Source organism: Cypionkella sp. PAMC25878, from assembly GCF_058135695.1.
Map to the genome: position 1 here is coordinate 4,531,496 of NZ_CM176871.1, position 14,148 is coordinate 4,545,643.

General features: G+C 60.0%; 13 protein-coding genes, 1 pseudogene and 1 other annotated feature. Of the genes and pseudogenes, 11 read left to right on the top strand and 3 right to left on the bottom strand.

All coding sequences use genetic code 11. The features are described from left to right. The first annotated feature begins 4 nt into the window (after positions 1-4). The 8 genes and pseudogenes from ACS5RD_RS22580 (at position 5) to ACS5RD_RS22615 (ending at position 9,189) form a co-directional block, all read left to right on the top strand. The gene (locus ACS5RD_RS22580; RefSeq protein ID WP_489929238.1) at positions 5-1,882 is read left to right on the top strand and encodes a nitric oxide reductase activation protein NorD; all 1,878 of its coding nucleotides are present in this window, start codon (positions 5-7) and stop codon (positions 1,880-1,882) included. A gap of 1 nt (position 1,883) precedes the next feature. Continuing rightward, positions 1,884-2,060 carry a hypothetical protein gene (locus tag ACS5RD_RS22585; RefSeq protein WP_489929239.1) on the top strand — a complete coding sequence of 59 codons (177 nt, stop codon included), beginning with the start codon at positions 1,884-1,886 and terminating at the stop codon, positions 2,058-2,060. Positions 2,061-2,071: 11 nt separating this feature from the next. Beyond that, on the top strand, positions 2,072-2,290 hold the full coding sequence (locus tag ACS5RD_RS22590; protein ID WP_489929240.1) for an NnrT protein: 219 nt from the start codon (positions 2,072-2,074) through the stop codon (positions 2,288-2,290). 321 nt (positions 2,291-2,611) lie between these two features. Beyond that, positions 2,612-3,640 (top strand): IS110 family RNA-guided transposase, encoded by a 1,029-nt coding sequence (locus tag ACS5RD_RS22595; protein WP_489929241.1) that lies wholly within the window; start codon positions 2,612-2,614, stop codon positions 3,638-3,640. Positions 3,641-3,913: 273 nt separating this feature from the next. Then, a pseudogene (locus ACS5RD_RS22600) lies at positions 3,914-4,686 on the top strand (IS110 family RNA-guided transposase); the annotation flags it as partial. Positions 4,687-5,404: 718 nt separating this feature from the next. Next, positions 5,405-6,637 carry a serine hydrolase domain-containing protein gene (locus tag ACS5RD_RS22605; protein ID WP_489929242.1) on the top strand — a complete coding sequence of 411 codons (1,233 nt, stop codon included), beginning with the start codon at positions 5,405-5,407 and terminating at the stop codon, positions 6,635-6,637. A 351-nt stretch (positions 6,638-6,988) separates the two neighbouring features. Further along, entirely contained in the window at positions 6,989-7,219 is a 231-nt protein-coding gene (locus ACS5RD_RS22610) for a hypothetical protein (protein ID WP_489929243.1), read from the top strand. A 293-nt stretch (positions 7,220-7,512) separates the two neighbouring features. After that, positions 7,513-9,189: a GAF domain-containing protein gene (locus ACS5RD_RS22615; protein WP_489929244.1), complete on the top strand. Its 1,677-nt coding sequence runs from the start codon at positions 7,513-7,515 to the stop codon at positions 9,187-9,189. Positions 9,190-9,332: 143 nt separating this feature from the next. Here ACS5RD_RS22615 and ACS5RD_RS22620 read toward each other — a convergent pair whose 3' ends face one another. The 3 genes from ACS5RD_RS22620 to ACS5RD_RS22630 all read right to left on the bottom strand — a co-directional run bounded on the left by ACS5RD_RS22620 (position 9,333) and on the right by ACS5RD_RS22630 (position 11,269). After that, complete coding sequence (locus ACS5RD_RS22620; protein ID WP_489929245.1) at positions 9,333-9,482, bottom strand: hypothetical protein; 150 nt, start codon at positions 9,480-9,482, stop codon at positions 9,333-9,335. Continuing rightward, on the bottom strand, positions 9,479-10,024 hold the full coding sequence (locus ACS5RD_RS22625) for an adenylate/guanylate cyclase domain-containing protein (protein ID WP_489929246.1): 546 nt from the start codon (positions 10,022-10,024) through the stop codon (positions 9,479-9,481). The genes ACS5RD_RS22620 and ACS5RD_RS22625 overlap by 4 nt, the downstream gene beginning before the upstream one ends. Positions 10,025-10,034: 10 nt before the next feature. Further along, positions 10,035-11,269 (bottom strand): IS3 family transposase gene (locus ACS5RD_RS22630; protein ID WP_489928112.1). Its coding sequence is split into 2 segments (ribosomal slippage): positions 10,035-10,975 and positions 10,975-11,269, totalling 1,236 coding nucleotides; the frame shifts between segments, so codons are not numbered across the junction. Then, positions 10,866-10,982 (bottom strand) — a sequence feature (AL1L pseudoknot). Its footprint overlaps the gene before it by 117 nt. 67 nt (positions 11,270-11,336) lie before the next feature. Here ACS5RD_RS22630 and ACS5RD_RS22635 point away from each other — a divergent pair. From ACS5RD_RS22635 to ACS5RD_RS22645, 3 genes are all read left to right on the top strand, one after another. Then, the gene (locus ACS5RD_RS22635) at positions 11,337-11,786 is read left to right on the top strand and encodes a hypothetical protein (RefSeq protein ID WP_489929247.1); all 450 of its coding nucleotides are present in this window, start codon (positions 11,337-11,339) and stop codon (positions 11,784-11,786) included. A gap of 398 nt (positions 11,787-12,184) precedes the next feature. Further along, a complete protein-coding gene (locus ACS5RD_RS22640) occupies positions 12,185-12,895 on the top strand; it encodes a DUF899 family protein (protein WP_489929248.1) in 711 nt (236 codons plus the stop codon). Positions 12,896-13,000: 105 nt separating this feature from the next. Further along, positions 13,001-14,029: an IS110 family RNA-guided transposase gene (locus tag ACS5RD_RS22645; protein ID WP_489927797.1), complete on the top strand. Its 1,029-nt coding sequence runs from the start codon at positions 13,001-13,003 to the stop codon at positions 14,027-14,029. Positions 14,030-14,148 lie beyond the last annotated feature (119 nt).

A 14,148-nucleotide genomic window follows, 5' to 3' on the forward strand; every position in this document is an offset into this window, starting at 1 on the left:
CAGCATGGCACTGCACCCGCTTGATTTGATGGAGCCCGAGGAAACCGTGGGCAATCTGTGGCACGGGCTGACCCAACGGCTGACGCCGGTTGCAGGCCATAGTGCCAGTGCCGTCGCACTGGACGCGCTACGTCCCAGTATTGCCGTGATGTTTCGCGCCCTTGGCGGGGCGGCTGGCATCGAAATCGCCGCCAGCCCGGCCACGGCGTCGCACCATCGGCGCAGCCTTGGCGCACAACTGGGCGATGCCCGCGTGCTGGAACATGTCGCGCATTTCGACGGCACCACCCTGCGCCTGCCGCCGGTGATGGCGGCGTTTCCATCGCTGGATCTGAACCGCGCGGCCTATCTTTGGCTGGCGGCGCTTGCGGCTTGCGCGCAACCTATCCGCCTACCGGATGATCTGGTAGGCGCCGATCTCGCCTGGGTTCTGGCGATGCAGCAGGCGACGATCCGGGCACTTGCGCTCTGTCCCGGCCTACGCGCAGCCCATGCCGCCCTGTGTGCCCATCTGCTGTCACAAATGCCCAATCCGTCATTTCCCGCCGAGCGCGCTGTGAGTGAAGCCGCACGCTGCGTCCTCTCTGGCGCGCCGCTTGCCCTAACCACGCAGCTCACACCGCGCGGCTATTGCCCGCTTGCCCCGCCGCCGATTTGGCTGCGTCTGGACGTTACGGCCAACGGCGCTGCTGCTGCGCCGGATCAGGACGCGATCAGTGCCCCGCCGGGCATGGCCAATCCGACCCGCAAAAAGGCCAACCGCCAAGAAAACGACGCCGCCAATCGCAGCGACAGTTTTATCTTCCATCGCTTTGAATCGATCTTGTCTTGGGTCGAAAGCATGATGCTGAACCGCGCAACCGATGACGACGATCCCGAAGGCGCGCGCAAGGCGGCCGAGGATCACGACCATATCACCCTGTCGCCGCACCACAAACGTGCCGCTACCCGCCTGCGTCTACACCTGGACCTAGCCCCCCAGGACGCCGATCACGAACGCCTGTCGTCGCGTTTCACCTACCCGGAATGGAACCACCGCGCCGCCAGCTATATGCCCGATCACTGTGTGGTGCTTGAGGCGGACGCCATCCCATCTGACACGCCGTTTGCGCCTGATCGTCTGTTGATGGCCCGCGTGCGCCGCCAGTTCGAGGCGCTGCATCCGCGCCGAATCCTGCGCCCGCGTCAAATTGAGGGCCCCGAACTTGATCTGGACGCGCTGATCGAGGCGCAAGTGGCGATCCGTGCGACCGGGCAAGGCAGCGACCGCATCTTTCGGAGCCTGCGTAGCGTAGAGCGTGATCTTGCTGTGGCAATCCTGATGGATTGTTCGCGCTCGACCGAATCTGTGGTGGGCACCCGCAGTATCATCGACACCATGCGCGAGGCGCTCGCAGCCCTTGCGGGTGGCATTGATGCGGCGGGCGACCGGATGGCGATCTGGGGGTTTTCGTCGCTGCGGCGCGATCGGGTTTTTCTGTCGCGTTGCAAAGGCTTCGACACCGCGATGACGCCCGCCGTCACCGCCCGCATCGGCGGCTTGCGCCCCGGTCACTATACCCGTCTTGGCGCGGCTGTCCGCCATGTGTCGGCGCAGCTTGCCGAAGCCCCCGCAGCGCGCAAACTGCTTTTGGTGCTGACTGACGGCAAACCCAATGATTTGGACCATTACGAGGGCATCCATGGCATCGAAGACAGCCGCATGGCTGTGCGTGAGGCACGTGGCGCCGGACAGACCGTGCATGGTGTCATTGTCGATGCCGATGGTCAAGACTGGTTTGCCCGCATCTTCGGGCGCGCAGGTTTTACCTTGTTGCCCGATCCCGCCCGCCTTGGCCGTGCCCTTCCCGACATCTACCGCGCCCTGATACAGGAGACCTGACATGCGCCTATCTCTTTCCCTGATTGCCCTGATTTTCCCAACCGCGGCATTGGCCGAGGTATTCCAGCGCCCGATCCCGCAGCCCCAGACGTCGGAAGCAGAATTGTCTTATCTTATCGCGGCCGTGTTCTTGCTGCTCGCGTTGATCGGCGTGCAGTGGTTGGTCAGTCGCAGATGAGTCGGGCGCAGATGAGCAGGCCAAGGCTGACCCTGATCCTCTATCCGTTCGGTCTGGGGGCAATGGCGGTAAATCTGTTCTTCGCTGCGCTGATCGGATCTTGGCTCGGCTTGCCGGTCCTTACACCGTGGCAATCGGTACTGGGGGGAGCAATCCTCGGTGCGCCGGCAAGCTGGCTGTTTGCGGGCCATATCACCCGATTGATGGAGAGGGCCGATCTCGGGGAATGATCTGGTCAGCGCGTTTGTGTTGCTTTGGTGTCCACGTCCTTAAAGTTACAACTAAAGTACTCAAACTTCACCATGCTGACCTCCGCAGCAGGTTTTGCGCGTTTGACACAGACCACTGGCGCACCCAAGAAGCAGCGTCAGATTCAGAACACCAGCTGTGCTTGTTTTGCTAAGGTTATTATGTACTGCTAAAGATATGTCACAGAAGCTCAGGTTCGCTCAACAAGCGTCAGAAGATGGGATGGTTGCCGCCCTCCCCAGACGGCATCGCGATGTGCCAAGTTCGTGGTGTTCAACGCCACGCAAAGGAGAGGACGGCAAATGAAGGATACAATGATCGGTGTGGATCTGGCAAAGAGCGTCTTCCAGCTTCATGTGGCCAGCATGGCCGGGCACTTGAAGTTTCGCAAGAAGGTGACGCGGGTCCAATTTCGGCATTTCATGGCGAAGCACGAACCTGCCGTCGTGGTGCTGGAGGCCTGTGGCAGCGCGAGCTACTGGGCGCGAGAAATGGTCAAGCTTGGCCACGAGGTCCGGTTGATCGCGCCGCAATATGTCCGACCTTTCGTGAAGCGGCAGAAAAACGATGCTGCTGACGCCGAGGCGATCGTCGTGGCTGCACAGCGTCCCGAGATGCGTTTTGTCGAGCCGAAGTCGGAAGATCAGCAAGCCTGTGCGGTGCTTTTCCGCGCACGCGAACGGCTTCTTCATCAGCGCACCGAACTCGTGAACGCTCTGCGTTCGGTGCTATATGAATTTGGTCATGTCTTTCCGAAAGGTATCGCGCACCTCAGGCGGATCGAAGCTGTCCTCGCAGATCCTGCCAGCGACCTGCCCGCGCTGATGCGCGAGGAGTGCCATGATTTGCTTGAACAGATATCTGAGCAGACAGCGCGGATCGAAGCGAAAACGACAAAAGCCCGGTCTTTTGCCGGGGCAAATGATACAGCGCGTCGACTGCAGACGATGCCTGGCGTGGGGCCACAGACCGCGTTGGCCATCAGCAGCTTTGCTCCACCTATGGACAGCTTCAAGCGCGGGCGAGACTTTGCGGCCTGGCTCGGCCTCGTGCCGCGCCAATACTCCTCTGGCGGGAAGGAACGCTTGGGACGCATCTCGAAAGCCGGCCAGACTGACATCAGATATCTGCTGATCATCGGTGCCATGTCGCGTCTGACAGTGTTGGCCCGAAAGTCGATCCATCAGGACTCATGGCTGGCACGCCTACTCCATCGAAAGCCCCTCATGCTGGTCGCCATCGCGCTGGCCAACAAGATGGCACGGGCAATCTGGGCAATGATGACAAAGCACGAAGACTATCGAGATCCGGCGCGAGCGGTTTCTGCATGAGGGTTACAAACCCCATGTGAGCTAGTGTCGGTGAAGGAGGTGTGAGAAGTCGATGACCTGAATGGGCGCAATGATCGAAAAGATCTGGATCGGGAAAACCAGACGTCATTCTTGAGCCGAAAAGCTCTTGCAGAAGATATGGACCTGATCCGCAGATCACCATCCTGGCCAGCGGCTTCTTGAACGGCCGCAATCCAAAAGGCCTGAGAGAAGAACGCATTCGATCACCAACCACGACAGGTCAAAAGCGACTTGCACCAAGGGCGGCAACCAGAGAAGAATGACTACAATGACGCTGAGGCGGTGCTGCGACCTAACCTGCGGACCGTTTCGGAGAAAGATCAGGATCAGCTCGATCTTCAGACATTGCATCGGGTCCGGGCGCGGCTGGTTGCGCGGCGCACGGCGAGCATCAACCAGATCCGGACCTTTTTGATCGAACAGGGCATCACTGTGCGCCCGGGTCTGCGGGCGTTGAAGAATTCGTTTGAGGCGATCCTCGAACAGCGGCGGGGCGAGATCTCACCCCGGATGCGCGGCATTCTGATCGGGCTTTACGGCGCCTGGTTTTGGCTGGACAAACGGATTGAGGACGTCTCGGGCGAGATCGAGGAGATCAACCGCACGGAAGAGAACTGCGCCAACATCATGACCATTCCCGGGATCGGTCCGATGGTCTCGACGGCAATGGTCGCGGCAGTTGGCAAGGGGAGGCTTTCGACCGAGGCCGGAACTTTGCGGCGTGGATCGGTTTGGTGCCGACCCAATACAGCACGGGCGGGAGAACGATCCTCGGGCGGATTACCAAACGGGGCAGCCGCTATCTTCGCATGCTATTCGTCCAGGCGGCGAAGGTGATCATGATGCGTCAGAACAGGTGGTCTGCCTTCAGCTCCGGCCCCTGGCTGACCGAAGCGGTGAAGCGCATGCCGCGCAACAAGGCAGCCGTTGCGCTGGCCAACAAACGTGCCCGAACCGCGTGGCGCGTTCTGCGACACGGGACCCGGTTCGACGCCCCAAGAGATATGGCCATGGAAACCATCTGACTCTTTCCACGGTCAAAAGGAGTTCGCGACAGAGAGGGCAGCATGGAACGGAGAAAATACGCCCCCAGAGTCTGACGGCGCTTATGGTCAGCAAAGACCTTGCCGCTAATGAAACCACGGCGCGTGCATAACCCCATCAAGGCCACGGCCCGCGAGCCGGTCAACAGGCCGGATACATATCAGCGATTCCCGAAGGCGTGCCAAATTCTCAATTGCGAACAGCAGCCGGCACATACATATGGGCCGGTCACCTAGTCAAGATCGACGCGAAGGGCGGGAAGCGGACCGATGCAGTTGCGGCAGCGCTGTTGCAGCATGAGGCCCAAGCAGTCGTTGGGGCAGGGCGAAGAGTCGTTGGCCCGGGATCGACGCGAGGTGCGGCAATCGGACATTCATCATCATGGCTAGGACAATACTCTCGGGCGAGGTCTTGAAGCAACGAAACGGAAAGCGCGGAGTCATCACTGAAAGCTAACGCGTGGAAACCAACGGCTCAAGCGATGTACTTCTGACACTGCCTTCGATTCGGCTTTAGCTGGCCTCGACGCCGTCCGCAGGCGGACCGGATTTGCCTGAAACCCGAAATAGAGGCGGAATTGGTTTGAACCGACGACCAACGCGGGGATGCCAGCTCAGTGCACTCAGGCAAGTATTGCGGATAATGCGAGGAGCGTGCAGGATTGTCTTACGGCACCTTCTGCGACGGGAAATCTGCCCAATGGGTCAATTTGGCGGCGAACCAGTTCGTGATCCTGAGAGGCTCGGCTTCGACAAGGCGCGGCTTGCACAACTGAATCCATGGATGCAGCGCTATTCCGATACCGGGCGCTGGCCCGGAGGCGCGGTGCTCATCGCGCGCCATGGAGAACTCGCCTATTTTGGCTGTGTCGGGCATGCCGACGTCGAGGCCAAGCGGCCTTGGCAGCGCGATATGATCGCCCGCATCTACTCCATGACCAAGCCCGTCACGGCCGTAGCACTGATGATGCTGTACGAGGACGCGCATGTGCACCTCGACGATCCGGTCGTGGCATACCTTCCGGAATTCAAGACCCAGCAACTCCTGATACCGAGTGCCACATCGCTCGACCAAACGGTGCCCATCAAAACGAAAATGACGATCCGCCATCTGCTGACCCACACGTCTGGTCTCAGTTATTTGTCAAACGCCCGGCTGCTCGGCGAAGCTTACGCAAAGGAAGAGCTCGGCCTCAACTTTGCCTATGGCGGGCTCGATAAGATGGTGCGGAGGATTGCCGAGCTGCCTTTGGAATGGGAACCCGGCACTAAATGGCAATATAGCGCTGCGCTCGATGTCATTGGCCGCATCGTCGAAGTCGTTTCCGGCATGACGCTCGACAAGTACTTCGCCACTCAGATCTTCGAGCCCCTCGGCATGACGGATACTGGGCTTTCAATACCTGATTCCGGGATGAGCCGTTTTCCCGCGCTTTATCTGGCGGCCCCGGACGGCATGAGATTGCGCGAAGCGCCGGACGCCTCAGTTTGGCGCCGAAGCAAGGTTGATACGTTCTGCGGTGGCGGCGGGCTGGTCGGAACCATAGACGACTATTGGCGGTTCGCCGAAATGCTGCGGGGTGGAGGTGAACTCGGCGGCCAACGCATCCTCAGTCCTCGAACATTGAAACTTATGACGTGCAATCATCTGCCGGGCGATATTGCTTCGATGGGGCCAGCGACTTGGTCCGAAACGTCATTCGAGGGCGTCGGCTTTAGTTTGCTGGGTTCCGTAATCCTTGATCCGGCCAAGGCACAGACCTCGGCGCAGGTCGGCGACTACGGCTGGGGCGGAGCGGCAGGCACCTTCTTTTGGGTGAGCCCGGTCGATGACATGGTTGTCACTCTCTTTACGCAACTGCTGCCTTCGAGCGCCATTCCGGTGCGCAAAGAGCTGCGCGCACTTGTTCATGCAGCCCTGACGGGAGCCTGAGCCGCATTTACGGAAACCGCGCAGGGCAAAATTCGCTTGATGGGTTTGGACAGAAGACAACTTTTCAGCTACGGTTTCGCCTTCGACCTATACAGCGGAAGCGCAGGCATATTTGCGAAACTTGATCCCGACGATTAGGCTGGCGCCGTCAGCCTCGCGTCAGTTGGCCTGTGTAGAAGTAGTGTGGGGCGTTCTCTCCCTGCATGACGTCGAAGAACCGCATGACGCCCACCAGACCGTCACCGGTGAAATAATCGATGCAGCGACCGGTGATTTCCTTTTCTGCACTGGGTGCCGGGCAACGGCCAGAGGGAAAGAGTCCGGTGAAGGTATAGCAACCCGAATGAGGCAATGGCCTATAGACGCGCCGACAAAAGCGCTGTGGCGCTCATACGGGCGATCGTAGTCAATGCGGATGAGTTTGCGGCGGGGCCGGCCGAGGTGCTGGCGGATATTCGGGCAATGGGTGCAATAGCCCTGCTCGCGATGGCGGTCACATTGAACGCGCGGGGCATCAGGACCAGAAGGGGCGTGCAGTGGCAGGTGTCGAATGTCAGTAACTTGTTGGCAAGGTTGGGTTAAGAACAGCATAAACAAACACGAATGCCGGATTTCAACTGGTGTGAACGCAACCGAACTCGGCAAAAAGAGCGAACCTGGGCGCAGCTTCGCTTCGCAAAAAAACGTTAGGCTTGCCCTGTCTCTCCGACTAGGATCGCGCCTATTGGCCTTGGGAGCAAACTATCTTGCCACATGGATCAGAACCGAACCCCGACGGCAGTCCGACCCAAGAGCTTGAACGGGCGCGCGACCGCGAGGTGGCAACGCGCGAAATCCTCAATCTCATCAGCCGATCGCGCGAGGACGAGGGACCAGTGTTTGACGCGATCCTGCGGCGAGCGGCGGACCTGTGCGATGCACAGGCGGCGCGTCTGTTCTTGGGGATGACGGGCGACGCGCATCAGAGACTGGTGGCTGGTTTTGGAGATGACCCGGCAAGTGTAGTGCTTTATGCCCGCGGCGCAGTGCCAATGGACCCCAGCATATCCTTTGCGGCGCGAGCGATCGTGACGGGCAAGGTCGTGCCAGTTGCTGATCTGATGGATACCGACCAATATCGCCGTGGCGTTGAAATCACCGTTTCCACTGTTCGAGATTCTGGGGTCCGCACCGCCTTGTTCGTCCCCCTGATGACGGCTGCGGGCGCTATCGGTGCCTTTGCAATGCACCGCAAGGAGGTGCGCCCCTTCACCGCCGACGAAATCGCCATCGTCGAAACCTTTGCCGCTCAGGCCGTCATCGCCATCGAGAACGCTCGCCAGTTCCGCGAGGTGCAGGAGCGGTTGGCGCGCGAGGCGGCCACGCGCGAAATCCTGCAGGTCATCAGCCGGAGCCGCGACGACGACGCGCCGGTGTTCGACATGATCGCGCAGACAGCGGCTCGCCTTTGCCGTGCCGCTGTCTGCACGTTCTGGCGCATCGAAGATGGTTTGATTCATTACTGCGCAAGTCATGGCCTGGACAGCGCAGCCTTCGCGGAAATGCATTTGATCACGGCCATACCGATTCTGGACAACACAGTGATAGGTCAGGTGGTGAAGACGCGCGCAGTCGTCCGGATAGAAGACGCCACGGCGGAAAGCTACTATGATCACGAGTGGGTAAGGGCGCGGGGGTTGAAGCAACTCATCGGTGTTCCGATCATCGTGGGCAATCAGATCTGGGGCACCATAAGCCTCATGTGGCCAGCAGATAGGGCAATTCGCGACGCAGATGTCCAACTGGTCGAAAGCTTTGCCGCCCAGGCCAGCATCGCCATCGAGAACGTCCGCCAGTTCAAGGCGCTGGAGGCGCTCAATGCCGAACTGGGTGACCGAGTTCAGGAACAGGTGGGCGAAATCGAGCGAATGGGACGGCTGAAACGCTTCCTGCCTCCGGCGGTGGCCGATGCGGTGGTATCGTCGGGGTCAGAACGAATGCTTTCGAGTCACCGCGTCCTTCTGGGCGTTCTCTTCTGCGACATCCGCGGGTTCACCGCCTTTTGCGAGACGGCGGAGCCCGAGGAAACCATCGAGGTCTTGCAGAACTATCATGAAGAGATGGGCAAACTGATCGACACGCACGGCGCGGGGGTCGATCGCCGGATGGGTGATGGCATCATGGTGCTGTTCAACGACCCGCTGCCCTGCGACGATCCGGCAGGTAGCGCCGTACGGCTCGCTATCGCGATGCGGGCGCGCATGGCGGAGTTGTGCCAGCAATGGAAACGCCTTGGTCACAGGCTTGGCTTCGGGGTTGGCGTTGCGTTTGGCTATGCGACTGTCGGCATGGTCGGCTTCGAAGGGCGGTTTGACTATACGCCTTCAGGCACGGCCATCAACCTAGCCTCGCGCCTGTGCGACGAAGCCCTGGATGGCGAGATCCTGCTCAGTCCGCGCGCCCGCATCGCCGTGGAGGATACCTTCCAAGTCGAGTCGAGAGGGGAACTCACTTTGAAGGGCATTCGCGAGCCAGTGGAAGTGTTCAGACTGATGGGCGTCACCGCAGCTTAGCCAAAGGGCGTGTAGGCGCGATACCAGACAATAGGGAGCTTGATCGCTGGCGCCAAAGTGAAAAGGGCTGAGCTTGGTCATTCGGCCAGAGTAGTCCGCTGCCGAAATAGCACCAGAGAAGTCCTTCGAAATTTTCTGGGTACCTATTCTGGCAGCTTGGCCAGTCGCAGGCTTTCTGCCATGTGCGCGGCATCGGCAAGGTTCCTGTAGGGTTCCTTTGAAATGAAGTGCCGGACCGAGAAATCCGGTCGGGCTGCAAGGCATTCGGCGGAGAGCGCTTCCGCTTTGGTCATGTCGCCAAGCCGGGCATGACAGGCAGCCATCCAGGCGGCTTCGAAATACTTTCGTGCTGACAATTTCCCGAACGACGCCAGGGCCTCCGGATAGCCGAAAACGCACGCCCTGGTTTGAGCGGGCCGGGACCCAGTACCACGTTGTACACACGCACCGGCTTCTCGATGTTCTCCAAGACCTGCTCGCCGGTATCCTCAAACCTCAGGTCGAGCTTGTTGCCAACGTGATCCCTGACCGATCCTGACACGGTCACGCCCCCGGGCTCTGTGATACCTTCGAGACGTGCGGCGATGTTCACGCCGTCGCCGAATATGTCGTCTCCTTCGACAATCACGTCGCCAAGATTGATGCCGATGCGGAATTCGATCCGCCGGTCTTCCGGCACCTCTGCATTGCGCAGACGCATCTCGCGCTGAATGCCAGTGGCGCAAGCGACCGCGCTCACCACACTTGGAAACTCGACCAGCATGCCGTCACCGGTCAGCTTCAGGATGCGCCCGGCGTGCTCGGTGTGAACCGCCCCGGGTTTGCCGGAGACCAATTAGTCCGTATTACGCGACCATATCGAGTGTGTTCAGATTTGCATAGAAGGCCTCCTCTGCCTCAGCCGGTGGTATATTTCCGATGGGTTCAAGCAGGCGGCGGTTGTTGAACCAATCGACCCATTTGAGGGTTTCCAGTTCGACCTCGTCCATGGTTTTCCATGAACTACGCCGCCGGATGACCTCGGTTTTGTAGAGGCCGTTTATGGTTTCGGCCAAAGCATTGTCATAGGCGTCGCCGACGCTGCCAACGGATGGTTCGATGCCCGCTTTTCCCAAACGCTCGGTGTATCGGATCGAGACGTATTGGCTTCCCCTGTCGCTGTGGTGGATCAGCCCGCCCCGATGAGCCGGACGGCGGGCATAAAGTGCTTGCTCAAGTGCATCAAGAACGAAGTCGGTCTTGGCAGACCGCGACGCCTTCCAGCCAACAATGCGGTTGGCGAAGGTGTCGATCACGAAGGCGACGTAAACAAATCCCTGCCATGTCGAGACATAGGTGAAGTCGCTGACCCATAGCATATTTGGTGCTAGCGCTCGGAACACGCGGTTCACCTTGTCACGCGGGCATGGAACTGACGTGTCTGGGATCGTTGTTTTCATAGCCTTTCCGCGAACAACGCCCCGCAATCCCATGCTGGTCATAAGGCGTGCCACGGTGCAACGCGCGGCACCTTCACCTTCACGGCACAACTGTCGCCAGGTTTTGCGAACCCCATAGACCTGCCAGTTATCATTCCAGACTTTCGTTATTTTGGGTCGCAAGACCAAATCCCTCTGCTTTCGTGCGGAAGCTTTGGCCGGATCGGCACGCACAGCGAGACAGGCATAGTAAGTAGATGGGGCAATCGGCAGCACCCTGCAGATCGACTCGACCCCATGCACCACGCGATGATCATCAATAAAGCCGATCATGGCTTGAACGGGCGGTCGAGTTCCGCCTGAGCAAAATAAGCAGACGCCTTGCGCAGGATCTCGTTTGCCTGCCGAAGCTGGCGCACCTCACGTTCAAGTTCCTTGATCCGGTCACGCTCAGCACTGGTGGCACCATCGCGTGCCCCACTGTCACGTTCTGCCTGCCGAACCCAGACCCTCAAGGTCTCCGGGATACAGCCGATTTTGGGCGCAATCGCAGACACTGCCGCAGATTGCGTTTCATAGGAGCCTTGATGCTCCAGCACCATGCGAACGGCCCGTGCCCGCATCTCAGGTGAATAGCGATTTGATGTCTTACTCTTTTCCATAGCCCTCATCCTTAGTCAGGTTGAAGGTCTCCGGCAAACCCGGGGCGGTTCACAAGGATATTCCACCATGTTCAGTCTGCCGACCATCGTGCTTTGGCTGTTCGTCCTCGATCTTGGCATCGCAATGGGGGCCGGCCTCTACGAATCCCGCGTGCTGATGCCCAGCTGGGCCAATCTAGCGCGCGAGACTTGGCCGAATACCGGATTGATGTTCTGGGCCTATGTGACAACGGTGCCCCTGACACTGCTGACGATTGCAAGCTTGTTCCTTGCTTGGCATAGCATTGGCCCCGGACGCATCTGGTGGCTCGCGGCCGTCTTGGTCATTGTGGTGGAACGGGCGGCAACCTTTGGCTACTTCATTCCCGGCATGATCGCGATGCAGGGTGGCGTCGGCGTGCCTGACGCACAGGGCAAAGCGGCGCTGTCGCAATGGCTCTGGCTCAACGCCGGTCGGCATGCGCTTACCCTGATCGGCTGGATTCTGGCGCTTCGTGCCTTGGTGCTGCGCGGCTAGCGGGTCAGCAGCGGCCGCATCGAGTCTCATCTTCGGTGAAACCGAAAACATCTAACCACCCACCTTGCAGGCCGCCTCGCTTGCGGACATCCCGCCATGCTCGATATCAAGGTCTGACGGTCTCGCGGAATTCATGTCCGACCCTTCCAACCATCTTGGCCTGCCTGATCTATTGGCCGCCCAGGCCCGGGCCGGTTGCGCTGGATTCCGCCACTTACTTGCATCGCTGATCTGGATCAGGAACGCTTGGTCCTCGATGGGGTTGAGTATTCGTAATTGCACGGTGCCGAGCCGTGTAGGCGACGGTAGCTTTCTCAATGAAAGTAACCGGAACTCGGCGGCATGCCAAAGGGCAATACCGTCAGGATCACCTGATTTCCGTGAAAGGAACAGATATCATGTCGCTTGATCTCGCCTTGGTCCCGGCCGCCGAACTGGCCCGAAACAACGGCGTCCGCTTTCTTGGCGAAAGCGCCGAGTACCGCGAGGCCCGCTATGCGCTGCTGGCTGAAGAGATTGAACTGCGTCGCCATATCGAGCGCGTGGCGGAACAGCGGCGGGCGCTGCCGCAAGGGGGTGTGGTGCCCAAGAACTATGCGTTCGTGGGCGAGGCCGGCCCCACCAATCTTGCCGACCTGTTCGGCAACAAGCAGACGCTGGCGGTCTACAGCTGGATGTTCGGGCCACTGCGCGCGCGTCCCTGCCCGATGTGTTCGTCGTTGCTTGCCTCTTGGGACGGCGAAGCGCTTGATGTGGACCAGCGTATTAGTCTGGTGGTGACTGCGCGATCGCCGATCGAGCGCTTGGTTGCGTTCAAGCAGGAACGCGGCTGGCAGCACCTGCGACTCTTCTCCGACCTCGACGGAGATTTCACCCGTGACTACGTGAGCGCGGACGACGCAGACGTGCCTGCATTCAACGTTTTCACGCGTCGCGACGGCACCATCCGGCATTTTTGGAGCGGCGAGATGAGCGGGTCCACAGCCGACCCGGGGCAAGACCCGCGGGGAGCGCCCGATTTGATGCCACTGTGGAACATCTTCGACTCAACGCCGGAAGGGCGCGGGGCCGACTGGTATCCGACCCTGGAATATCAAAATTCACGCTGAAGCAAGCTACCCGGCTCTGTTGATGGCGTGGATGCCCCCTCCTGACGGCATCGCAATGTGCCAATGTGATGATTGTTGAAGCCATCACAGGAAGAGAGGACATCCATGTCGGAAGTTACCATCATCGGCATTGACCTTGCAAAGCGCGTTTTCCAGTTGCATGGCGCGCGCGCCGACGGGTCGGTTGTGTTTCGCAAGAAGCTTTCTCGGGGGCAGTTGCTGGCGTTCTTTGCCCAGCAACCCAGGTGCGTTGTCGCCATGGAGGCTTGCGCCACGGCCCATGGCTGGGGCCGCGAGTTTGAGAAGCTGGGACACGATGTGCGCTTGATCCCGCCGATCTATGTGAAGCCGTTCGTAAAGCGCCAGAAAAACGACGCGGCGGATGCGGAGGCCATTGTCGAGGCGGCGTTGCGCCCCACCATGCGCCCGGTCGCGGTAAAGACGGAAGCACAGCAGGCCCGCGCCATGCTGTTTCGCACGCGGCAGATGTTCGTCGGCCAGCGCACCCAGATGATCAACGCCTTGCGCGGCCACCTCGCTGAGCATGGACTGGTCGCGGCGACGGGGACAGCGCAACTCAAGCGGCTCGCGGATGCGATTGAAGATAGCGATATAGCTTTGCCCGAGGGCGTCCGGAACCTGGGCCAGATGTATCTGGTGCAAATTGCAGGGCTGAATGCTCGGGTTTCCGAGCTTGACCAGAAGATGAGGAGCGCGGCCAAAGAAGCCGATCTGGCGAGGCGGTTCCAAACCATGCCGGGCGTGGGTCCGATCACGGCGCTTGCGATCGAGACATTTGCACCTGATCTGGCGACCTTCCGGCGCGGGCGCGACTTTGCCGCGTGGCTCGGGCTCGTGCCAAAACAGCACTCGACGGGCGGCAAAGCCCGGCTGGGCAAGACGTCGAAGATGGGGCAGCGAGATATCCGCACACTCCTGGTCTCCGGCGCGATGGCTGTTCTTCAAGCGGTCGAACGGTTTGGCACTCCGAACAATGGTTGGCTGTCGCGCCTGCGGGCTCGAAAGCCTCGCATGGTTGCCGCGATTGCACTTGCCAACAAGATGGCCCGTGGCCTCTGGGCCATGATGACGAAACAAGAAGATTACCGGAACCCCGTGGCGACGATGGCATAGGCACACTGCGCCTTCCATTCCGCCCCGGCGCGTCGGGAGTGTGAGGAGGTCAATGAACTGTAAGGGCAAAGGATCGGCAAGATCCGGGTCAGAGAAGGCAGTATTTGTGCTGGAGCCAA

Excerpts from the sequence above, each read along its gene's own strand:
- ACS5RD_RS22590 (WP_489929240.1), top strand. The coding sequence starts at position 2,072 with ATGAGCAGGCCAAGGCTGACCCTGATCCTCTATCCGTTCGGTCTGGGG.
- ACS5RD_RS22595 (WP_489929241.1), top strand. The coding sequence starts at position 2,612 with ATGAAGGATACAATGATCGGTGTGGATCTGGCAAAGAGCGTCTTCCAG.
- ACS5RD_RS22620 (WP_489929245.1), bottom strand. The coding sequence starts at position 9,482 with ATGACCAAAGCGGAAGCGCTCTCCGCCGAATGCCTTGCAGCCCGACCG.
- ACS5RD_RS22605 (WP_489929242.1), top strand. The coding sequence starts at position 5,405 with ATGGGTCAATTTGGCGGCGAACCAGTTCGTGATCCTGAGAGGCTCGGC.
- ACS5RD_RS22645 (WP_489927797.1), top strand. The coding sequence starts at position 13,001 with ATGTCGGAAGTTACCATCATCGGCATTGACCTTGCAAAGCGCGTTTTC.
- ACS5RD_RS22610 (WP_489929243.1), top strand. The coding sequence starts at position 6,989 with ATGGCCTATAGACGCGCCGACAAAAGCGCTGTGGCGCTCATACGGGCG.
- ACS5RD_RS22585 (WP_489929239.1), top strand. The coding sequence starts at position 1,884 with ATGCGCCTATCTCTTTCCCTGATTGCCCTGATTTTCCCAACCGCGGCA.
- ACS5RD_RS22640 (WP_489929248.1), top strand. The coding sequence starts at position 12,185 with ATGTCGCTTGATCTCGCCTTGGTCCCGGCCGCCGAACTGGCCCGAAAC.
- ACS5RD_RS22635 (WP_489929247.1), top strand. The coding sequence starts at position 11,337 with ATGTTCAGTCTGCCGACCATCGTGCTTTGGCTGTTCGTCCTCGATCTT.
- ACS5RD_RS22580 (WP_489929238.1), top strand. The coding sequence starts at position 5 with ATGGCACTGCACCCGCTTGATTTGATGGAGCCCGAGGAAACCGTGGGC.